A 22,045-nucleotide genomic window follows, 5' to 3' on the forward strand; every position below is an offset into this window, starting at 1 on the left:
AATGGGCAGGCCGGCTGGCGGCGGGGCCGCACTCCTGCGCTGGAGCTTGTTCCAGCTGCACTGGCTGATCGGCATCACAGCCGGCAGCCTGCTGATGCTGATCGGGCTCTCCGGCGGGATGATGTCCTTCGAGGACGAGATCCTCGACGCGCTCAACCCCGCAGTGCGCAGCGTGCCGGTTCAGGCGTCAGCGATGCTCACGCCACCGCAACTCCTTGCCGCGCTGGGCCCGCTGCCGGGCGGCGAACGCATCGCGACGGCGATCTTCTCGGCCGAGCCGGGCCGCAGCGTGCAGTTGCTGCTGCAGGCGCCGCCCGGTGCCAGCAAACTGCTGCCGCTTTATGCGGACCCCTATACCGGGCGACTGCTGGGTGAGGCACGTGGCCAGGCCTTCTTCGAGTGGGTGGAGCGGCTGCATCGCTTCCTGCTGCTGCCGCGTGAGCCGGGGCGGGTGGTGGCCGGCCTCCTCTCGACCTGCTTGCTGCTGCTCATCGCCTCGGGGATCTATCTGCGCTGGCCGCGTCGCGCGGGAGACTGGCGGAGCTGGCTCGGCTTCAATCCGCGCCTCAAGGGACGCCCCTTCCTGTGGAGCCTGCATGCGGTGCTCGCGACCTGGGCGCTGCCTGCCTGGCTGCTGCTGACCGGCACCGGCATCTACTGGTCATTCGATGCAGTGCGCAGCACGGTCGATGGCTGGGCCGGCGTCGAGCGGGCGCCGCGCATGAAGAAGGACAAGCCGCCGCGCACCGAAGCGTCGGACGCTTTACCGGATATGTCTATGGCATGGCAGCGCTTTGTCGACATCGCGCCGGCATGGCGTGAGCTGCGCGTTCGCCCGCCCGAGACGGCCGGCGCGGGGCTGGAAATCCTCTGGCTCTTGCCGGATGCCGCGCATGAGCGGCAGCGCAACCGCATGCTGATCGCGCTGGACGGCAAGCTCAAGAAAGACGAACGCTTTGCCGCCCAGAGCAGCGGAAAGCGAGCGCTGGCCGCGATCTATCCGCTGCACATGGGCCGCTATTCCGGCTGGCCGGTGCGTGTCTTCATGATGCTGGCGGCATTGGCCCTGCCGGTGCTGGGCGTGACAGGCTGGCTGCTCTATCTCTCGCGCCGGCGCAGTGCGCGTGAAGCGGCGCGCCAGCGCGCGCTGCTGAATCCGGCGGTCGGGCCGGACGCGGCAGAGTCCATCCTGGTGGCCTGGGCGAGCCAGACCGGTCGTGCCGAGTCGCTCGCACTGCGCACGGCGGCCGCCCTGCAGGCCGCAGGCCGCGCGGTGGTGCTGCGACCGCTGGCCGGGCTGCAGCCGGCCGAGCTGGCGGGCTATCCGCAAGCCTTGTTCGTGGTCAGCACCTTCGGCGAGGGCGAGGCGCCGGATGCCGCCCGCGGTTTTGCGCGAGCACTGGGTGTGGCAGAACTGGAACTCGACCGTCTGCGCTTTGCGGTGCTGGCCCTGGGCAACCGGCAGTACCGCCAGTTCTGCGGCTTCGGCCACAGCCTGCAGAGCACCCTGCAGCGTTTCGGTGCCCAGGCCTGGCAGCCGCTCACGCCGGCCTGTGATACGGAGCCCGCTGCCGTCGAGCACTGGTTCTCCGGGCTCGGTCGCTTCGGCGTGCGCGCGGAATCACTTGCGAGCGGAGTCTCTGCCGACACCGCACCGGCGTGGGCCCGCTGGCGTCTGGTGCAGCGCACCCTGCTCAATCCGGGCAGCAGCGGCTCACCCTTGTTCGAGCTGAGCCTGGTGCCCGCGCAGGGCTCGCTGCCGCGCTGGACGCCCGGCGCGCTGGTGGAGGTGCTGCCCTGCCCATCCTCCTGCATCGGGGCGCCGGACCTGCCTGCCGCCCGCAGCTATTCGATTGCCTCGATTCCCGAGGATGGCCGCCTGCAACTGATCGTGCGCCGTCACCAGCATGCGGCAGGCATTGGTCTGGCCTCCGGCTTCCTGACCCTGGCCTGCCCGCTCGACGGCGAGGTCGCGCTGCGGCTCAAGCCGAATCCGGGCTTCAGTCCGTGCGACGACGAGCGCCCCTGCCTCTTCATCGGCAATGGCTCCGGTCTCGCCGGCCTGCGCGGCCTGCTGCGGGAGCGTGTGCGGCGCGGTCTCGGCCGCAACTGGCTGGTCTTCGGCGAGCGTCATCGCGCCAGCGATTCGCTCTGTGAAGCCGAGTTCGGTGCCTGGACGCAGGCCGGGCTGCTTGAAATCGATCGCGTGTTCTCGCGCGAGCCGGGCGGCGCGCATGTGCAGGATTTCCTGCGCGGCGAATCCGCACGCCTGATGTGCTGGCTGGATGCCGGCGCAGTCATCCATGTCTGTGGCAGCCTGCAGGGCATGGCCGGCGGTGTGGAGGCGCTGCTCGAATCCCTGCTGGGCCGCGAGGGACTGGAGGCGCTGAGTGCCCAGGGGCGTTACCGCCGCGACGTGTATTGAGGCGCGCGGCGGTCTGGCCGCTGCACGCCGGATTGACCCTGCAGCAGGGCGGGTCGATACTCGGAGCCCTTCTCGCTCAGGGTTTCATTCATGGATATTTCGGTCATCGGTGCCAGCGGAGGCTGCGGGCGCGAGGTGGTGACGCGGCTGGTGGCGGACGGCGTGCTCGGCCGCCGCGAACTGCTGCAACTGGTGGGGGGCAATCCTGCTTCCAGCCGCCCCTGTTACCTGCACGGCCTGCGTGCCGATCTGCAGGACGCCTGCGCGGAAAACATCCCCGAGCTGGATGTGACCGACAACCCGGACGACATCATCGGCGACGTGGTGGTGATGGCGGCCGGCGCCACCTTTCCCACCGATGCGCGCCAGGTCGGCTCGCTGAAGAGCCGTGACGATCTGGCGCGGGCCAACGTTGCCCTCTTCGAGCAGTTCGCGGCGGCCGTGGCGCGCAACCGGCGGGGGCACCCGCCGCTGGTGATCGTGCTCTCCAACCCGGTCGAGCTGGGCGTGGAGATCTTCTCGCGTCACCTTGGCCGCGAGAATGTCATCGGCATGGGCGCGTTTTCCGATTCGCAGCGCTTCCGCTGGGAGATCGCGAGCCAGCTGGGGCTCTCGCGCCAGCGCGTGCATGCCTCGATGGCGGGCGAACATGGCCTGGGCATGGTGCCGCTGTGGTCGACCGTGCGCATTCACGGCCTGCGTGGCGAGGAGCTCGCCGCAACCGTTGCCCGCCTGCGCGGCGGCCTCGCGCTGGCCGGTTTCCACAGCCGGCTGCGCAGCGAGCATGCCGCGCTGATTGCCGGCATGATGGCCGACCCGGTGAATGGGCCGGTTCGCGCGCTGGATCACATCGCCACGCTGCCGCCCGATCTGCGCGTGGCCCTGAAGCCTTTTGCCGTGCATTACTCGCAGGCCAAGACCATCTCGGCCACCGCCAACGCCACGGTCGATCTGGTCAAGGCGCTGTGCGAGGGCCGGGCGGTGGAGGTCTGCGTGCAGTATCGCCATGAAGGCGAATCGGGGCTCGTCGGGCCGGTCGGCAATCGCGTGATTCTGGAGGGCAATGTGCGCCGCGTGGTGCCGGCTGACGACCTCACGGATGAAGAACTCGCGCTGCTGCGTGCCTGCGGCGAGCAATGCCAGCGCAAGATCGGGGAGTGGATCCATGGCGCCTGAATTCAGCCTGCATGTGTTGGTCATCGGTCTGCGTGACCGGCCGGGTGCGGTACACAGCGTGGCCGAGGTGTTTTCGGGGCGCGGTCTGCAGATGGAAGCGTTTTTCGGCACCGCGGGCAGCCAGTCGCCGGACGACAGCGCGCAGGCGCTGATCCTGTTCCGCGCGGCGGCCGAGCGTGCCGATTTCGTCGCCCGCGTGCTGCGCCGTCTGCCGGCGGTGCTGAGCGTAGAACTGCTGGCGCCGGACGACGCGAGTCTGGTGCATTCGGTGCTCGTTGCCACGCCGGTTTCCGCGGGCGAGGGCGTGTCGCTCGCCACCCTTTCGCCCGGCGTGGCCCTGGCCGCCGGCACGCCGGCGGCGATGCAGGCCTGGCTTGCCGGCACGGCGCCGCGCAGGCTGGGCGCCCTGCGGCTGGAGCGGGCGGGCTGAACCGTCGTCTTCCGGCGGGTGTGGCGTGTGCCACGGCAGGCGGGCAGCCCCGGCGAGCGTGACGGGGCACACTGGGTATCATGGCGTTTTGACTTTGCGGAGCAGCGCCATGACCCATCCTCTTGCCGGCCTGCCGGTACCTGCCGACCTGCTGATGGACGTGCCCGCGCTGCTGGCGGCCTATCGCGACACGCCCGACCCCGCGGTGCCCACGCAGCGCGTCGCCTTCGGCACCAGCGGCCACCGCGGCAGCGCCTTCGCGCGCAGCTTCAACGAAGCGCACATCCTCGCCATCACCCAGGCGGTGTGCGAATACCGTGCGGCGCAGGGCATCACCGGCCCGCTCTTCATGGGCATGGACAGCCACGCGCTCTCTGCCCCGGCGCAGGCCAGCGCGCTCGAGGTGCTGGCCGCCAATGGCGTGGAAACGCGCATCCAGGCACAGGGCGGCTACACGCCGACGCCGGTGATCTCGCACGCGATCCTGTGCCACAACCGCGGCGGCGTGGCGGCGCAGGCCGATGGCCTGATCATCACGCCTTCGCACAATCCGCCGCAGGACGGTGGCATCAAGTACAACCCGCCGCATGGCGGCCCGGCCGACACCGATGCCACCGGCTGGATCGAGCGCCGTGCCAATGCGCTGCTCGAAGCTGGCAATGCCGGCGTGAAGCGCCTGCCGCCTGAAGAGGCGCTGCGCTCGGCCTGCGTCAGCGCGCATGATTTTGCCGCAGCCTATATTGCCGATCTGGGTGCCGTGATCGACATGGACGCGATCCGCGCGGCCGGTCTGCGCATCGGCGTCGACCCGCTTGGTGGCGCCGCGGTGGCCTACTGGTCGCGCATCGCGGCGCAATACGGCCTGAACATCGAGGTGGTGAATCCCGCGGTCGATCCGGCTTTCGGTTTCATGACCCTGGACCATGACGGCAAGATCCGCATGGACTGCTCCAGCCCCTATGCGATGGCCGGTCTGGTCAAGCTCAAGGATCGCTTCGACATTGCCTGGGGCAATGATGCGGACGTCGACCGTCACGGCATCGTCACGCCTTCGGCGGGGCTGCTCAATCCGAACCACTACCTCGCAGTGGCGATCCGCTACCTGCTCGGCCATCGCCCGGCCTGGGCGCGTGCGGCCGTCGGCAAGACGCTGGTGTCGTCCGCGATGATCGACCGCGTGGTAGCGGATCTCGGCCGCCGGCTCTACGAGGTGCCGGTGGGCTTCAAATGGTTCTCGCCCGGCCTGCTCGACGGCAGCCTGTGCTTCGGCGGAGAGGAGAGCGCCGGTGCGTCCTTCCTGCGCCGCGATGGCAGCGTGTGGAGCACCGACAAGGACGGCATCATCCTCGGCCTGCTTGCCGCCGAAATCACCGCCGTGACCGGCAAGGATCCGGGGCAGCACTATGCCGAGCTGACGGCACAGTACGGCGCGCCGTGCTACCGGCGCATCGACGCACCGGCCACGCCTGCACAGAAAGCCGCGTTCAAGACGCTCACTGCCGAGCGGGTGAGCGCCACCACGCTCGCCGGCGATCCGATCACCGCGACGCTCACCCGTGCGCCGGGCAATGACGCCGGCATTGGCGGGCTGAAGGTCACCAGCACCCGGGGCTGGTTCGCCGCCCGCCCCTCCGGCACCGAAGACATCTGCAAGCTCTACGCCGAGAGCTTCGTCAGCGAGGCGCACCTCGAAACGCTGATCGCCGACGCGCAACGCATCCTGGACGCGGCACTGGGCAGCTGAGGCCCCGCGGGCGAGTTAAGGGGCCGCCTGCTCGCGCCCGGTGCGGCCAGCCGGAGGCCGCTCAGAGTTCGAAACGGGACACCGATTTGCGCAGGGCGCTGGCGAGTTCGTCCAGCGCGCGCACGTTTTCATGGGCGGCATCGACCGAGGCGACGGACTCGTCGACCATCGCTGCAATCTTTTCCACGTTCCGCGCCACCAGACTGCCGGCCTGGCTCTGCTCGGTCGTGGCGTCCGCGATCTGGCTGATCTTTTCCAGCGAGCTGCCGGTGGCGCGGTTGATCTCGCGCAGCGCGCTCACCGCGCGGTTGGCGTTGTCCAGTCCGGCAGAGACGCGGGGCGTGATGGCCTGCATGCCCGCCACGGCGGAGCCGGTGTCGGCCTGGATGGCGGCGATGGTCTGCGTGATCTGGGTGGTGGCCTGGCTGGTCCGCTCGGCCAGCTTGCGCACTTCATCGGCTACCACCGCAAAGCCGCGGCCCTGCTCGCCGGCGCGTGCCGCTTCGATGGCTGCGTTGAGTGCGAGCAGGTTGGTCTGGTCCGCAATTTCGCGGATGACATTGGCCACGCTGCCGATTTCCTGCGAGCGGCTGTTCAGGCCTTCGATGCGCGTCTGTGCCGTCTTCACGTCATTGAAGATCTCGTTCATCGAGCTGCTGACGTCGGTCACCAGCTGCTCACCCTCGTTCGAGAGGGCCTGCGTCTGCGAGGAGTTCGCGGCGGTGTCGCGCACACTGCCGGCGATGTGATCGATGCTGACCGAGAGTTCCTCGATGGCGGCCGCGGTGGAGGAGGTGGCGGACGAGGAGCTCTCGGCCGACTGGCGGATCTGCCCCATCTGATGGCTCAGGCTGACCGTGGCGCCGTGCAGCTGGATCGCGCCCTGCTGGATCTGTTCGATCATCTGGCGCAGATCGTTCTGCATGCGGGCGACCGTTGCGAGCAGGCTGTTGTCGCCCGCTTTCGCCTCCAGACGCTGGTTGAGCCGGCCGTTGGCGACCGACTGCGCGATGGCTGCGGCATGGTCCGGCTCGCCGCCGATGCAGCGATGGATGCTGCGCGACATCGTGACGGCCAGTGCCACCACCACCAGGATCACCAGCAGGCCCACCATCAGCAGCCGGGTGGCCAGCGCCTGGTAGCGGGCGTTGATGTCGTCCAGGAAGATGCCGTAGCCGACGACCCAGTTCCAGCCCTTGATGAGCGTGACGCCGTTGATCTTCGGCACCGGCTTGTCGGCGCCACCGGGGCGGACGGCCATGTCATCGAAGAGCGCGTAGTCGGTCGTCTGCAGGGTGTCGAGATAGTTCTGGAAATTGGTTTTGCCATTGGCCAGCCGGGCCCCGAAGTCGACCTTGCCGATGACTTCCTTTTTCGGATGGACGAGCCCCAGCGCATCGGTCGTGCGTGCCCAGATGTAGGTCGAGGGGCCATTGCGCATCGCCGAGAGGATGGCCACACCCTGGGCCTGCGCCGCTTCACGGCTGAGCTTGCCGTTCTGCTCCTGGGTCTTGAGTTCCTCGAGCTGGCTGGACGCCAGCTTCAGGACGTTCAGGATTTCCGCGCGGCGGTCTTCCATCATGTTGCTGCGTTGGGCACTCAGCGCGAAGAGCGCGAGGATGACGAGGCCGAGTACCGCTGATGCAACGATCAGGGCCAGACGATGAGAGAGTTTCATGATGGGCGCATTCCGGGAAGATGGCCTGCTATCGGCAGGCTCGCCTCCGTTCTTGAGCCGGTTTTCTACGCGGAATTGATGGCGAGCAGGGCCTGCCCGCTTGTTTCCGGTCTCAGCCTTTCATCAGCGGACCGCTGCAGACGTGGTCCGCCGCATGCCTCAGTTGCAGTGCATCTGCATGCCCTGGAGCTGGCAGCTCGCGCCTGAGGGGGAGACATAGGTCTGGCCCCGCCCCTGGCTGTAGCGGTTGCCGGCGGTGTCCCAGCAACCCGCCGTGTCACAGGACTGGATCGTGAAAACGCCCGCCGTGCGGGCGATGTGGGCGGGACGTACCGGCTCGGGGCGGGGCTCCGCCTGACCGCAGGCCACGAACATGGCTGAGCGCTTGGCCGCGATGGCATCCGGATCCTTGCGGATCGAACCGGACTCGATTTCATACGACCGGCGGGCCTGGGTGCATTCCCGCGAGCTGCCCTGGTCGGCAGCCGCATTGGGCAGGTCAGCGTTCTGGCCACAGGCCACGGTCATGGAGGTGCGGGCGGCGCTGATGGCCTGCGCGTCCTTGCGCGAGGAACCCGCCTCGATTTCGTAGGCGCGGAGGGCATCCGTGCATTCTTTCGAGCGGGACTTGTTGCCCGCCGCGGCTTGGGCGCTGCCGGCGGGGTCCTGCGTGACGCCGGCCGCCCCGGCGCTCTCGGTGACGGCGCGGCTGCCGCTGCTGTCCATCACGTTGGGCTGCACGCGGACTTCGCCGCCGGTGCTGTTCATATCGCAGGGCGTACCCGAAAACTCGATCTTGCCGCTGGCCGCGTTGCGGCATTTGTAGACCTGCGCTTGGGCCCCTGTGCACAGGATGCTCAGTGCGCTGAATGCAAGTGTGGACATCAGGTGGCGTCTGAATGCCGGCATGTGTGCTCCCTCAAGTCTGGTGTTTGCGTTGTATGGGTGCGGTGTCTGGCCTGCCTCCACCGCTATCCGGACGTCATGCTACGCCTGCGCGGGGCACTCGTCTCGCCTGCAGGGGCTGCTGCGTGCGGGCGCCTCACCTGCTGCGTGGGCGGCCTCAGGGGAAACCCGTTTTTAACCTTTGTTTTCATTGTCCTTCCCCGCATGCACTAGATTCCAGCGGCCAGTCTGCCGGCGCGGTGCCGGCGGCGTGAATGAAAGGTGTTCGATGAATCGCGTGATGCGTTTACTGTTGTCGCTGGCCCTGCTTGCCGGCTCCGGACTGGCGGCTGCCGCCATCAACCTGGTGTCCTCCGATCAGCAGTCGGCAGATCATCCGCTTGTGCGCGCCGTCGAATACATGGGGCAGCAGCTTGCACAGCGCAGCAAGGGCGAGCTCCAGCTGAGCGTGAAGGCCAACGGGGCGCTCGGCAGCGAGCAGGAAGTGCTCAAGGCACTCATGGAGGGGCGCCATGCGATGGCGCGGGTGAACCTGGGCATTCTGGGCGATCGCAGCCCGGCCGCCACGCTGGCGAGCCTGCCCTATCTTTTCCGTTCGCCGGACCACATGTGGAAGGTGCTTGATGGCGAATTCGGCCAGCGCCTGGATCGCGAGATGGAGCAGCTGGGCCTGGTTCGCCTGAGCTATCTCGACAGTGCTCCGCGCAACTTCTACTGCCTCAAGCCGATCCGCGCCCAGGCCGATTTCAAGGGTCGCAAGATCCGCGTGCTGCAGTCGCAGGTCTTCGAGGACATGATCGGCAACCTGGGAGCAAGCCCGGTGCCGATGCCCTTCAACAAGGTCGCGGAGGCGATGCGCAGTGGCGAGGTCGACTGTGCCGAAGGCAATGTGGTGAACTTCGTGGCGGCGGAGCATTACAAGGTGGCGCCCTGGCTGATCCAGGATGAGCATCTGCTGATTCCGGAAGTGCTGCTGATCTCGAAGAAAGTCTGGCTCACGCTGAATGACGCCCAGAAAGAGGCCTTGCGCCAGAGTTCGGCGGACGCCCGCAGCTTCCTCGCGAAGCAATGGGCCGAGCAGGAAAGCAGCGCGCTCGCGGTGGCCCGCAAGGCCGGCGTGACGATCATCACCCGCAACCAGATTTCGATGGGAGGCATCGAGGCGCAGGCGATGAAGACCTATAACAAGTACCTCAAGGCCGGCGCGGATCTCGAAACCGTGATGCGGATCATGACAACCAAATAGATCCGGCTGTCGCGGACGACGGGCGAAGCCGGCCGTCCGCCCGTGCGCTCAGTCGATGCGCACGATGCTTTTGTCATGCGGCGCGGAAGGCAGACGGGGCTTCAGTGATACGAGTGTTTCCGGGGCAGGAGTCGGGTTGAGTCATTGGCTCCGGGACGTGCCATGATTGCCTTCAGGAGCAGACGGGATAACTCGGCCGTGGCGGGGTTATAGCTGTGCGCTGGTCAGCTTTGGTTGCATGGTGTGCATCCTCCAGCTTGCCGGCCCATGTCATCCGTAGCGCGACCCAGGTAGCAAACCAGACCACGATCAACGGGCCACCAATCATCAGGAACCAAACCGCGACGATTCCCATGGTCAAGCTCCGAAAATGCCGCGGCTGGCAAGGGAGAGGGCGTCCAGCATTTCCTCGGGACTGAAGCTGTAAAGCAGGCACAGTTGTGCGAATGTGACCCCGACGGATTGAAGGTCACGTGCTGTGCGATATTGCAGGTTGTTGAGTAGCTTCACGGTCTTGCTCCCTTGCATGGATGGTTGAATGATCCACGCGAAAGGCGCTGCCGGCATCGGGGCTACGATAGCAAAGTGTTACGACAGGCCAGGCTGCAAACGGGCAGCGTCCCCGGCGTGCATGCCCCGGGGGCTTACCTGTTTGTCGGCTTACAGCGGGTGTACGATGCCGTCTCCATGCGGCGCAGCCCGGAATGCCGGCAGGGCTTCGGCGGCGGCCGAGAAGGCGGCGAGGCGTGGGTAGTCTTCCGCCCGCACCTGTGCCGGCAATTCGGTCGCGGCAAAGTGCCAGGCGACGGCCAGGCTGATGCCGGCCTGATCGATGTCCCCGTTCGGCAGCGCAGGCAGGGAGTGCCCGATCTGTGCTTCGAGTGCAGCCAGTGCCGCCTGCAGCTGGCCGCTGACGCGATCCAGCCAGGGCGTGTGCTGCTTCTCAGTCGGGCGCAGATTGCGTTCGTAAATGATCTGTACGCTCTTCTCGCACACCGCGAGTGCCAATCCGATCGCCTGAAGTGCGGCCTGTGTGCCGGCCAGGGTCGCGGGCATCAGGCTGCGTCCGGCACAGGCCTCCGCGTACTGGATGATCAGCGTCGAATCCATCAGCACCGCACCGTCATCACAGACCAGGCTGGGCGCCTTCACCACCGGATTGATGGCCTGGAATTGCGGGAACTGGCGGAAGACCGAGATCGACTGGTGTTCGAAGCGGAGCCCGAGCCGCAGCATGCTGATCGCGCTGCGGCGGACGTAGGGGGAGTCGAGCATGCCGATGAGCTGCATGGAATACCTCGCGGGATGTCCGGTTGCCTGGGCGCGAGCGAGATGCTCGCGCGGGAAGCATGATCATAGCGCCAGTGCCGGATCTGTGAAGCAAGGCATGCAGCCAGTGTGCCGCGTGCCCCTGGCTAAGATGCATGCTCATCGCGTAGGGCGCCATGAGCGAAGCGAATCGCGCCGAAGAGCTGGTTCAGGGCTTGCGGTTGTTGATGTCTTCAAAGCCTGCGGCGCAGTTCGCTGCGCTCAGTGCACCCTACAAAGGCGCATTGGCTTCCGCGCCGGGATCGGACCGATCTGGCGGAGGGCGTCATGAGCGAAGCGAATCGCGTTGAAGAGTGGCCTGCTTTCGGCAAAGCCTGCACCTGCCTCTGGGCTCGCGGTTATTGATGTCTTCAAGGTCTGGGTTGCGCGTTGTAGTGCGTTGAGGAAATGCGTCGGTAGTGTTTCGGTTCAAGGCTTGACTGGTCAGATGAGCCATCATCCTAAGATTTTGTTGGGCAAGTGCTTCGAAAGCTGAAATGCCCTCCATGCATTTCGGCTTGCATGAAGGGGGCTGCGCGGGTGCGGCCTGATCAAATCGTCAGAGCGATTTAAAGAGGGAGCACTGCTACGTTTGCTTTGGACAACCCATCGCTTATCGTGGGTCGAAATTCATATCTACATTGCGGATGTAGTAAGAAATGACATCAGCCGACCTGTGACTGAGGTTTTCTTCGCTGCAGTTTGTGTTCATCTCGGAATATGCTGCACTAACCGCATCTGTGCTTGCCTTATCCCGGACCATCTTCCATGTCGAGGAAACGTAGTTATACCGACAGGCGCTGGCGGCAGCGGCTACTTGAGCAGACCAATCGGAGGGGTTGTTTTGCGCAAACTCCAATGTAGTTTTCAGACTTTCAACAGAGTTGGTCAGTTGCTCTAGAACTTTGAAGTTTTCTCCAGTATGTGTAGCGCGATAATCATTGATGGTGCTTACAAGATGGGGGGCCGCGGATATTGCCGCGGAATAGTCGTTTGTTGCCTGGGGCGAGTCGGTCCCGGGCTTCGCTTGGGCATCTTGGTTAGTGTTGGGCTGTGATGCCTGGCCCTGCGGTTCCGATCCCGGATTCGACTGCTCCGTAGATGGTTGTGTAGCTTCCGCGGATGTGGCTGCTGAGTCTGGGGCAGAGGCTGTCTCGGTTGGGATTGATTGTTCCGCCGCTGGCGTGTTCAGTACTGGACTTGTTGTGTTGCTCGAGCCACCGCCGCCACCCCCGCATGCCGAAAGCATGAGGGAAAGCAGAAGGGCGGGCAGGGCGACTGAAGCGACTTTCACGATGGACCTCTCAATTTGGCCGGAAGCCTGGATGGCCCGGCGCGCAATGTTCGTGTCGTGAATGGTGGCGACAGGGCGCGGGGGCGGTAAGGTCCACACTGTTGCAGTCCGTGTCCTTGCCGCGGGCCGTTGAGAGCCTTGCGCAAGCGGGCGCCCGGGTGACCCCTGCTGCGCGGTCGATGTCGGGAAATGCGGTGGGGCGAACATTGCTCCGCGCGTCACAGACTGAAACCTTTTGCGGCGGGCCTGTTGTGCTTTTACGTGCGATGTGCCGGCGGGCGAGCTTCCGGCGGGTCGCCGGATCGTGCAAGGTGTGACGATGCGCCGCATGGGGGGCTGTTCTATCATCTGCGTGCCGCCCGCAGCAGGCGGTACGCCCCAACCATAAAAGGAGTCTCCCCATGCCTTCACTGCTTTATGAACTGCCCCTGCAACGCATCAACGGCGAGCGCGGCACGCTGTATCCCTTCCAGAACCAGGTGCTGCTGATCGTGAACGTGGCGTCGAAATGCGGGCTCACGCCGCAGTACGAAGGGCTCGAGAAGCTCTACCGGAGCTATCGCGATCGCGGTTTCAGCATTCTCGGTTTTCCGGCCAATGATTTCGGTGCGCAGGAGCCGGGCACGGAGGAAGAGATCCAGGCCTTCTGCAGTACGACTTATGACGTCAGCTTTCCGATGTTCAGCAAGATCGTGGTCACCGGTGAAGAGCGTCATCCGCTCTACAGCTGGCTGATTCATGCCCAGCCGGTGACCGAGGGGCGCAATGTGATGGAGGAGCGCTTGCGCAGCTTCAAGCGCGAGCCGACGCCGGCGCCGGAGGTGGTGTGGAACTTCGAGAAATTCCTGATCGGCCGTGGTGGTCAGGTGCTGCGCCGCTTTGCACCGAGCACCGCGCCGGATGCGCCGGAGCTGGTCGCCGCGATCGAAGCCGCGCTCTGAGGCCGCCCGCGTCGCCGTCTCAGTGTGCGGATTCCACCGGCTCGGCGCGCACCCGCGTGCCGAGCAGCACGCCGGCGAGCAGCAGGCCGATGCCCAGTGCGGTCAGCGGCGCAGGCCACTGGCCGCGCAGCATGAAGGCATAGGCGAGGGCGGAGATCGTTTCGAACACGATCAGCTGGCCGGCCAGGCTGGTTGGCAGACGCTGGCTGGCGGCGTTCCAGCACAGGGTGCCGAGCCAGGAGGCGAAGAAACCCACCGCCAGCATCAGGCCGATGTATCCGGCAGGTTCCGGGCCCAGCGGCAGGGGAAGCGAGGTGATGCCAATGGCATTGGTTGCGGCGAAGACCGCAAAGCCGCACAGCGCCAGCGGCAGGGTGGCGAGCCCCTGGGCGGTGGACCAGGCGCGCGGATTGCGGTCCGGGTGGGCGCGCATCCAGTTCGAGTTGCGGATCGGATACCAGGTCCAGCACAGCATCGCGCCCACCGCGAGCAGCGCACCGATGGCATAGCGGATGCCGTCTCCGCCCGCGTCCGCGGCGAGGCGGCCAAGCTCCACCTGATTCACGCAGGCAATGCCGGCGGCGATCAGCAGCAGCGAGGGGGCGAGCGCTGACCAGCGCAGGCGGCCGTCGCGCTGGTGATTGAAGAGATTGGCGCAGATCGGGATCATCACCGGCAGCGTGCCGATGATCATCGTCGGCAGCGGTGCGCCGGCGCGCTGGATCGCACTGGCGAGCAGCAGGTAGTAAATCAGGTTGCCCACCGCGGCGAGCTTCAGCGCCTCGAGCCAGTCGGCACGGCTGAGGCGGGCGAGCTCGGCGCGGTCGAACCAGCCCAGCGGCAGCGCGATCAGGCCGAAGGCGAGATAGCGGCCGAGCGAGAGCATCAGCGCGGGATAGTCGGGCAGCAGCAGTGGGCTGACGAAAACGAGGCCCCACATGAGTCCGGCTGCCAGCGCAAATCCCAGTCCTGCCCACATCCTGCCTGCTCCCCGCGAAAAGCCGCGAGTGTGCGCGCTTTGCGGTGTTTCGTGTTGCGCGGGACGGGCTCAGGCGAACATCGTTGGCGACTCGGGCGGCGCCGGCTCCGTACGCGGCGGCAGGTCACGGCCCGGCGGCGTGTCCGGCCGCAGCACTTCGGCGCGCAGACGCGGCAGGCATTCGGGATACTCGCGCTGGATGAAGCGGATCACGCCGGCGCGCACATGGCAGCGCAGATCCCAGCAGTTGGGCGAATTGCGGGCGGTGACCAGCGCGCGCAACTGCATGCCGTCCGCGGTGCTGTCGGTGACCTGCAGCAGGGCCAGATCGCCATCCCACCAGTGCGGCACTTCCTCGCACAGGCGCCGGATCTCGGCCTGCACCGGCTCCAGCGGCAGGCGGTAATCCACCCACCAGAACACGCTGCCGATGATGTCCGCGCTGCGCCGGGTCCAGTTCTGGAAGGGGTGCGAGATGAACCATTCGAGCGGCACGACCAGGCGGCGCCGATCCCACAGGCGCATCACCACATAGGTGCCGGTGATTTCCTCGACCCAGCCCCATTCGTTCTCGACGATCAGCACATCGTCGATGCGGATCGGCTGGGTCAGCGCGATCTGGATGCCGGCGATCAGGTTGCCCAGCACCGGGCGTGCGGCCATGCCGATGGCAAGCCCGGCCACGCCGGCCGAGGCGAGCAGGCTGGCTCCCACGGTGCGCACCGAGGGAAAGGTCATCAGGATCGCGGCCATGCCCAGCACGAAGATCACCACGCACACGGTGCGGACGAGTACATGCGTCTGGGTGTGGATGGCGCGCGCGCTGAGGTTGTCCGTCACATTCACCGGATGCCGGGCGATGATCGCATCCCCCACGCCGCGCACTGCGGCGATCATCAGCCAGATCAGGGCCGCGATCAGTGCGATCGAGAGCGCATGCCGCATCGGTTCGATGCCATGCAGGGCATCCGGCGCGGCGCGGACCACCACCTGCACCAGCAGCAGCGGCAGCACCAGGCCGGCCGCGCGATCGATGCTGCCCAGCACGGTGTGCAGCATCGGCAGCGGTCGCGAGAGACGCATCACCACGACGCGACCGAAGCGGCGCACCAGCGCGCCGGCCAGCCACGCCACGGCGATCGCCAGCGCGAGCCACAGATAGGCGTGTTCGACGGTGTCGAGCAGGGTCGTCAGACTGCTGTAGATCGGCATGGCCTTCTCCTTGTGCCGGGGGCGGGCCTCAGCGGCGCAGCCTGAAATCCGTCTCCGCCGGGCGGCCCGGCAAGGTCAGGCGGGCGGTGGCGGCGGGCGTGCTGGCAATGATCTTGCCTGCGCGCAGCACCGCGAGCCGTGTCGCGCGCAGGCGGATGGCCTCTGCCGGGCTGCCGGCCTGCAGCAGCACCAGATCGGCCCGGCAGCCGGGCTCGATGCCATAGCCTTCGAGCCCGAGGATGCGCGCCGGCGTGCGGGTGATGGCCTCGAAGCATTGCTGCATGCCGGCCTGCGAGGTCATCTGCGCGACATGCAGGCCCATGTGCGCGACTTCCAGCATGTCGCCGCTGCCCAGCGCGTACCACGGGTCCATGACACAGTCATGGCCGAAGGCGACCGGGATGTCCGCCGCAAGCAGCTCGGGCACACGCGTCATGCCGCGTCGCTTCGGGTAGCTGTCGTGGCGGCCCTGCAGGGTGATGTTGATCAGCGGATTGGCAATGGCGGCCACGCCGGCTTCGCGCATCAGCGGCAGCAGCTTGGACACGTAGTAGTTGTCCATCGAATGCATGGAGGTGAGATGCGAGCCCGCCACGCGACCCTGCAGCCCGAGGCGCTGGGTGTGATACGCCAGCGTTTCGATGTGGCGCGAGAGCGGGTCGTCGGATTCGTCGCAGTGCATGTCGACTCTCAGGCCGCGCTCGGCGGCGAGTTCGCACAGGATGCGTACCGATTCGGCACCGTCGGCCATCGTGCGCTCGAAGTGCGGGATGCCGCCGACCACGTCGACGCCCATGTCGAGCGCGCGTTTGAGATTCTCCAGCGCGCCCGGGCTGCGCAGGACGCCATCCTGCGGAAAGGCCACGAGCTGCAGGTCGAGCCAGGGCTTCACGATGTCGCGCACTTCGATCAGTGCTTCGGTGGCGAGCAGGCGCGGGTCGCACACATCCACATGCGAGCGGATCGCCAGCAGTCCGCGCGCTACCGCCTGATCGCAATAGCTCAGGGCGCGCTCGACGAGGGCTTCGCGGGTGAGGGCGGGTTTGAGCTCGCCCCACAGCGCGATGCCTTCGAGCAGGGTGCCGGACTGATTCACCCGCGGCAGGCCGTAGGAGAGGGTCGAGTCCATGTGGAAATGCGCGTCGACGAAGGGCGGGCTCACCAGTTGCCCCGCCGCGTCGATCGTACTGACCGAGCTCGCGGCGAGTGCCGGCTGCACGGCGACGATGCGGCCCTCGTCGATGCCGATATCGACGCCGCAGCGTCCGTCGGGAAGGTTGGCATTACGGATGATCAGCTCAAGCATGAAGGCCTCCTGGCGGCGTCGGTGTGCGGTCTGATGATCGCACGATGCGCCGGCCTGAAACAGTCTCCGGCAGGCCGGAAGTTGTGCACTGCGGGTTTGCGCCGCGGCCGTTTCGCGTTAGGGTCGTGGTCATGTCGGCGCGCAGGGACGAAAAGCGCGCAATCACTGGATTTCCCCTTCTGGAGTCATAAGAATGACTGATAAGAAAAAACCCGTTGTCATAATCGTGGGCGCCGGTTTTGGCGGTCTCTCTGCTGCGCGTGCGCTGGCAGGCGCCGAGGTCGAGGTGGTCATCGTCGACCAGCGCAATCACCACATCTTCCAGCCGCTGCTGTATCAGGTGGCGACTGCCGGCCTCTCGCCGGCCGAGATTGCCGGGCCGATCCGCAGCATCGTGTCGGACCAGAAAAACGTGACCGTGGTGCTCGGCCGCGTGACCGGTGTTGATACGGTCGCGCGCACGGTGCGGGTCGACAACAGCGTGCGCGCGGCCAAGCTGCGCTACGACTGGCTGATCCTCGCCACCGGTGCGCGCCATGCCTATTTCGGCAACGATCACTGGGAAGCGAATGCACCCGGCCTCAAGACCATCGAGGACGCCACCGCGATCCGTCGCCGTCTGCTGTGGGCCTTCGAGCGCGCCGAGATGACCGATGACCCGGCCGAGCGCGAAGCCAATCTGACCATGGTGGTGGTGGGCGGCGGGCCGACCGGTGTGGAGCTGGCCGGCTCGATCGCCGAACTGGCGAAAGCAGCGCTGGCGAAGGACTTCCGCCGCATCGATCCGCGCAAGGCGCGGGTGCTGCTGGTCGAGGCCGGGCCGCGCCTCTTGCCGAGCTTTCCCGAGGGGCTGTCTGCTGCCGCAAAGGCGTCGCTGGAGCAGCTGGGCGTCACCGTGCGCGTCAATGCCCGTGTCATGGATTGCGGGGCCGATGCGGTGGTCGTCGGCGAGGAGCGCATTCCGGCTGCCACCATCCTGTGGGCGGCAGGGGTGCAGGCTTCGCCGGCCGCGGGCTGGCTGGGTGTTGAAGCAGACCGCGCCGGCCGGGTGAAGGTGGGGCCGGATTTCTCGGTGCCGGGCTGCGAGGGTGTCTTTGCGGTGGGCGACACCGCGGCGATCATCGATGCCGCCGGCGTGGTGGTGCCGGGCGTGGCACCGGCCGCGAAGCAGGCCGGCCGCTATGTGGGCGACCAGATCGTGCGCAAGCTCGCGGGCTATGCGCCCTTGCCGGCTTTCCGCTATCGCAACTACGGCAATCTCGCGACCATCGGCCGGCATGCCGCGGTGGCCGACTTCGGCCGCATCCGCCTCACCGGCGGGCTGGCCTGGTGGCTGTGGGGCATTGCGCACATCTTCTTCCTGATCGATTTCCGCAACCGGATCGTGGTGAGTCTGAACTGGCTGTGGTCCTACATGACCTTCGGCCGTGGCGCGCGCCTGATTACCGGCATGTCGCCCGCGCGGCCGGTGGCGGTGAGGCAGGAAGAAAGCCGCCCGGTCGATCGGGCGGCCTGATCCGGCAGGGCGGGTCTGGCTGGCTCAGGCCAGCGCCGGCAGGCGGGCGACGCTGCCGTCGGCCAGTGCGCTGATGCAGGTGAGCGGGGTGCGCAGCGGTCGGCGCAGCATGGCCAGCAGCTTGCGGACATCTTCCCGGCCGGTGCGGGCGGCCCAGCGCAGCAGCCAGCGCACGCCGAACGCGTCGCGCTGGTAATGGTCGGGGCTGCCGATCGCCACCACATGGCGCACGGCTTCCGGCATCAGCCGGGCGATTTCGCGGGCATACACGCTGCCGAGTGACCAACCCACCAGCGTGACCGGCACGCCGGTTTCGCGCGCGGTGCGTGCGACGTCATGCGAGAGGCCGGCGATGAAATCCTCGATGCTGCCTTCCGGCCCCAGATTCATGCCGCGTCCCCAGTCGCGCGCGTCGTAGCCCATGCGGCGGCAGAGGCGCATCACCGGGCGCATGGCGAGGCTGTCGCGCGCCAGACCCGGATAGACGATCAGGGGCGAGGCTTCGCTGGCGGCGCCGGAGAAGGGCACGCCGTCGCGGTTGAGGATGCGGCGCAGCGGCTCCAGCAGCGCGTCCCAGTGCATCGGCGTGCGTTCCGGGGTGTTCTGGCTCAGGGCCGCGCGAACGGCCGGAGCGTCCGGCGTCAGCAATTCGATGATCTGACCTGCTTCCTTCATGCTCGAATCCTTTCTTCTTCTTCCCGGAAGCCCTGGCCAAACGATGCGGAGGGGCGGGACCACGGTGGGGACGGACTTCGTGGTGGATGGTGCCCGGCGTCGTTGTGCTGCGCTTCCCTTCATTCTGTTGGAGCGTTTCATCGCGGACCTGCCTTGCGACAGGTCGGGGCGATTCATGCTGCGCCCGGTGCGACGGGCTCCGGTATGGGGGAAATCCCCGGTCGCGGTTCAGGCGGTGCGGCCGGTGGCACGAGGCCGGGGTCGCCAATGACATCGTTGTCTTTTTCCGGTGCCGGCTGATCCGGCTGCGGAACGGGGTCGGTGATCGGGGCGCCCGGCAGGATGCCGGCGCGATCATGGGGGTGCTGTATTGCCATCGTATGACGCTCCTTTCCTGCAAAGGTTTCATTCACCCACCGGTTTTGCATCCGGCACGGCCGGATCGCGGTGGGCATCGGTCAGGGATTTCTCGGCCGGCACCACCGGTTTGACGGGGTCGCTGTCTGCCGGGGCGGGCGCCGGCGCTTCATCCGGCTCGGGTTTGTGCCCCGGGATGGCGGGCGAGTGTCGGGTGTTCATGGCGGCCTCCTTGCGGCGGGATTCCCATGCCGCAAGGCTAGGGCCGCGCGCGGGGCGGCACGATCAGCGCGGGCCGGGCCTCCTTGCAGGAGCTGTCTGACACGCGCCATCACAGTGCTGTCATCAAGCCTCGCCATACTTCCGGCCGCACCCGGAATCTAACGCAACCGGGACCCACAAGAGAGAGTGACAAGAATGACCCAGGATACTGATCTCGCCCGCCGCCGCGCGCTGCGGATGTTCGCCGGCATGCCCCTGTTCCCGCTGGCAGGCGCCACGCTCCTGAGCGCCTGCGGAGGCGGCGGCAGCACCAGCGAAGCAGCGGTTTCGTCGAGCTCGGCGGCCTCCAGTGCCGCCTCGTCGAGCGCGGCTTCCTCGGCAGCCAGTTCGGCGGCCTCCAGCGCCAGCTCGGCGTCGAGCAGTGCGGCAAGCCTGACTTCGGTCAGCTTCGAAGGCATGGCCGCCCCCACGCTGGCGGTGCCGGCCGAAATGGCCACCACCACCGTCAAGTCGACCGCGGTGGCGACCTACAGCAATGGCGTGACCCAGCGCTACGCCCTGAGCTATCGCCCCTTCTTCATCACCGGTGACATGGTGCCCGACGGCAAGGGCGGCACGATCCTGAGCGGCGGCTACTACGACATCAACAACCAGCCGATCATCGACAAGTCGGTCGCCGGCAGCGAGCGCCAGTTCTATTCCGACAGCCCCGATGGCTCCTCCCTGCTGACCCTGGCGAAGCCGACCGTGAGCGGCGTGAAGGGCAATACCGTGTTCGCGGTGGTGCAGTTCGAATACACGACGCGCGACCTCGCCGGCACCTCGGCCTACGGCACGCTGCCCTCGCCGATCGCGGTGCTGACCCTGGATCAGGACCCGGCCACCGGCAACCTGAGCCTGGTGAAGTATCACAATGTGGATACCTCCGGCGCGCATGGCCTCTGGATCACCTGCGGCGCGAGCCTCTCGCCCTGGGGCACGCACCTCTCGAGCGAGGAATACGAGCCGGATGCGCAATTCATCGCCAGCAACACGATGTTCCAGGCCTACAGCAAGAACCTCTATGGCGACGCCAGCAAGGCCAATCCCTATCACTACGGCCACCTGCCCGAAGTCACGGTGAATCCGGACGGCACCGGCTCCATCAAGAAGCACTATTGCCTGGGCCGCATCTCGCACGAGCTGATCCAGGTGATGCCGGACAACCGCACCGTGCTGATGGGTGACGACTACACCAACGGCGGTCTCTTCATGTTCGTGGCCGACAAGGAGAAGGATCTCTCCGCCGGCACGCTGTATGTGGCGAAGGTCGGCAGCGGCTTCGTGGCCGATGTGACGGCTGCGGGGGCTGCGCTGAGCTGGATCAGGCTCGGCCATGCGACCAGCGCCGAGATCGAGGCGCTGGCGGGCAGCCTCGCACCGGCCGACATCCTGACCGCGGTGAAGACCGATCCGGCCGACACCACCTACACCAAGATGTATCTGGACGGCAGCGCGCAGTGGGTCAAGCTCAAGACCGGCATGGAGAAGGCTGCCGCCTTCCTCGAAACCCACCGTTATGCCAACCTCATGGGCGCAACGATGTCCTTCACCAAGATGGAAGGCACCACCGTCAACATCAAGGACAAGATCGCCTACTCGGCCCTGCAGAACATCCAGTCCGCGATGATCAAGGGCAATGCGGCCAACAACGCCAGCGGCGGCATCGCGCTCGACAAGGCGATCAGCGCCGGCGGCGTGCTGGCGCATACGCTGGCGGGCGGTCAGTCCGACACCACTGGCACCGCGATCAACAGCGAGTGGGTGCCCTCGCAGACCCGCTTCCTGCTGCTGGGCGAAGACATCACGGCGGACGCGCTGGGCAACACCGCCAACCCCGACAAGATCGGCAACCCGGACAACCTCAAGTTCTCCGAGAAGCTGCGCACCCTCTTCATCGGCGAGGACAGCAGCCAGCATGTGAACAACTTCCTGTGGGCCTACAACGTCGACACGAAGAAGCTCTCGCGCCTGATGTCCGTGCCCGCCGGTGGCGAATCGACCGGCCTGCATGCGGTCGACAGCATCAACGGCTGGACCTACATCATGAGCAACTTCCAGCACGCCGGTGACTGGGGCTCGATCCACAACACGGTGAAGAGCACGCTGGACCCGCTGGTGCGCGCGAACTACAAGGATCGCTACGGTGCTGCCGTCGGCTACCTCACCGGCGTGCCGCTGGCTTCCTGAATGATGCGGCTGGCATGACGGAACGGGGTCTTCGGACCCCGTTTTTCATTGGGCGGCACAGCCGTGGCGTCCGTCCGGCCTGGCGGACGTGCGTGGCTTCTGCGGCACGCTTCGCTGCGCTCAGGGTGGCCAGCATCGAGCCTTTGCGTTTCTCAGGGCGCCGCAAACAGAGCGAACCGCGCCGTAATGCCGAATCGGCGGGCAATTCCGGTCATATATCGATCGGGAGATGTTGCTTATCGAGAAAACTTCATGCAATGCGCATGAATTCTTGACGCCGGACAGCTAGGGTATTTGCAGCCCGCTGCCAAACTGCCGCCCTCCGGATGCGTGCCGCTTTGCCAGCACGCGCCGGGCCGGCTTCCTGCCGGGCGGACCCGCGCCGGGACGCTTCAACCCTC

At 66.7% G+C, this 22,045-nt stretch carries 17 protein-coding genes; 8 read left to right on the forward strand and 9 right to left on the reverse strand.

The annotated features are described in order from the left end of the window. The first annotated feature begins 1 nt into the window (after position 1). The 4 genes from ABDB87_RS15055 (at position 2) to pgm (ending at position 5,775) form a co-directional block, all read left to right on the forward strand. Positions 2-2,425 (forward strand): PepSY domain-containing protein, encoded by a 2,424-nt coding sequence (locus tag ABDB87_RS15055; protein WP_345928512.1) that lies wholly within the window; start codon positions 2-4, stop codon positions 2,423-2,425. A 90-nt stretch (positions 2,426-2,515) separates the two neighbouring features. Further along, positions 2,516-3,601 carry a lactate/malate family dehydrogenase gene (locus ABDB87_RS15060; protein WP_345928514.1) on the forward strand — a complete coding sequence of 362 codons (1,086 nt, stop codon included), beginning with the start codon at positions 2,516-2,518 and terminating at the stop codon, positions 3,599-3,601. Beyond that, entirely contained in the window at positions 3,591-4,031 is a 441-nt protein-coding gene (locus ABDB87_RS15065) for a hypothetical protein (RefSeq protein ID WP_345928516.1), read from the forward strand. The genes ABDB87_RS15060 and ABDB87_RS15065 overlap by 11 nt, the downstream gene beginning before the upstream one ends. Positions 4,032-4,140: 109 nt before the next feature. Beyond that, on the forward strand, positions 4,141-5,775 hold the full coding sequence (gene pgm / locus ABDB87_RS15070; protein ID WP_345928518.1) for a phosphoglucomutase (alpha-D-glucose-1,6-bisphosphate-dependent): 1,635 nt from the start codon (positions 4,141-4,143) through the stop codon (positions 5,773-5,775). A gap of 61 nt (positions 5,776-5,836) precedes the next feature. On the opposite strand, the gene ABDB87_RS15075 is transcribed toward pgm, so the two are convergent. Beyond that, positions 5,837-7,453 carry a methyl-accepting chemotaxis protein gene (locus tag ABDB87_RS15075; protein ID WP_345928520.1) on the reverse strand — a complete coding sequence of 539 codons (1,617 nt, stop codon included), beginning with the start codon at positions 7,451-7,453 and terminating at the stop codon, positions 5,837-5,839. A 159-nt stretch (positions 7,454-7,612) separates the two neighbouring features. After that, positions 7,613-8,338, reverse strand: a complete 726-nt coding sequence (locus ABDB87_RS15080; protein WP_345928522.1) for a DUF4124 domain-containing protein — start codon at positions 8,336-8,338, stop codon at positions 7,613-7,615. A 301-nt stretch (positions 8,339-8,639) separates the two neighbouring features. On the opposite strand from ABDB87_RS15080, the gene dctP reads away from it, so the two are divergent. Further along, on the forward strand, positions 8,640-9,605 hold the full coding sequence (dctP, locus tag ABDB87_RS15085; protein ID WP_345928524.1) for a TRAP transporter substrate-binding protein DctP: 966 nt from the start codon (positions 8,640-8,642) through the stop codon (positions 9,603-9,605). Positions 9,606-9,962: 357 nt separating this feature from the next. Here the strand turns inward: dctP and ABDB87_RS15090 are convergent, their stop codons facing one another. Both ABDB87_RS15090 and ABDB87_RS15095 read right to left on the reverse strand, forming a co-directional pair. Then, positions 9,963-10,115, reverse strand: a complete 153-nt coding sequence (locus ABDB87_RS15090; protein WP_345928526.1) for a hypothetical protein — start codon at positions 10,113-10,115, stop codon at positions 9,963-9,965. 150 nt (positions 10,116-10,265) lie between these two features. Then, positions 10,266-10,895: a glutathione S-transferase gene (locus ABDB87_RS15095; RefSeq protein WP_345928528.1), complete on the reverse strand. Its 630-nt coding sequence runs from the start codon at positions 10,893-10,895 to the stop codon at positions 10,266-10,268. A 1,713-nt stretch (positions 10,896-12,608) separates the two neighbouring features. Here ABDB87_RS15095 and ABDB87_RS15100 point away from each other — a divergent pair. Further along, positions 12,609-13,148, forward strand: a complete 540-nt coding sequence (locus ABDB87_RS15100) for a glutathione peroxidase (protein WP_345928532.1) — start codon at positions 12,609-12,611, stop codon at positions 13,146-13,148. Between the two features lie 19 nt (positions 13,149-13,167). On the opposite strand, the gene ABDB87_RS15105 is transcribed toward ABDB87_RS15100, so the two are convergent. The 3 genes from ABDB87_RS15105 to ABDB87_RS15115 form a co-directional block, all read right to left on the reverse strand. Beyond that, complete coding sequence (locus ABDB87_RS15105; protein WP_345928535.1) at positions 13,168-14,127, reverse strand: DMT family transporter; 960 nt, start codon at positions 14,125-14,127, stop codon at positions 13,168-13,170. Positions 14,128-14,196: 69 nt separating this feature from the next. Beyond that, entirely contained in the window at positions 14,197-15,339 is a 1,143-nt protein-coding gene (locus ABDB87_RS15110) for a mechanosensitive ion channel family protein (RefSeq protein WP_345928537.1), read from the reverse strand. A 28-nt stretch (positions 15,340-15,367) separates the two neighbouring features. Then, on the reverse strand, positions 15,368-16,645 hold the full coding sequence (locus ABDB87_RS15115) for an amidohydrolase family protein (protein WP_345928541.1): 1,278 nt from the start codon (positions 16,643-16,645) through the stop codon (positions 15,368-15,370). 193 nt (positions 16,646-16,838) lie between these two features. Between ABDB87_RS15115 and ABDB87_RS15120 the strand changes: the two genes are divergently transcribed. Beyond that, a complete protein-coding gene (locus ABDB87_RS15120; RefSeq protein WP_345928543.1) occupies positions 16,839-18,161 on the forward strand; it encodes an NAD(P)/FAD-dependent oxidoreductase in 1,323 nt (440 codons plus the stop codon). A 24-nt stretch (positions 18,162-18,185) separates the two neighbouring features. Here the strand turns inward: ABDB87_RS15120 and ABDB87_RS15125 are convergent, their stop codons facing one another. Then, on the reverse strand, positions 18,186-18,836 hold the full coding sequence (locus ABDB87_RS15125) for an esterase/lipase family protein (protein WP_345928545.1): 651 nt from the start codon (positions 18,834-18,836) through the stop codon (positions 18,186-18,188). A gap of 405 nt (positions 18,837-19,241) precedes the next feature. Further along, on the reverse strand, positions 19,242-19,415 hold the full coding sequence (locus ABDB87_RS15130; protein WP_345928547.1) for a hypothetical protein: 174 nt from the start codon (positions 19,413-19,415) through the stop codon (positions 19,242-19,244). A gap of 195 nt (positions 19,416-19,610) precedes the next feature. Between ABDB87_RS15130 and ABDB87_RS15135 the strand changes: the two genes are divergently transcribed. Beyond that, positions 19,611-21,644, forward strand: coding sequence for a PhoX family protein (locus tag ABDB87_RS15135; RefSeq protein ID WP_345928549.1), 2,034 nt, complete (start codon positions 19,611-19,613; stop codon positions 21,642-21,644). Positions 21,645-22,045 lie beyond the last annotated feature (401 nt).

This window comes from Uliginosibacterium paludis (assembly GCF_039631355.1).
Lineage (GTDB): Bacteria > Pseudomonadota > Gammaproteobacteria > Burkholderiales > Rhodocyclaceae > Uliginosibacterium > Uliginosibacterium paludis.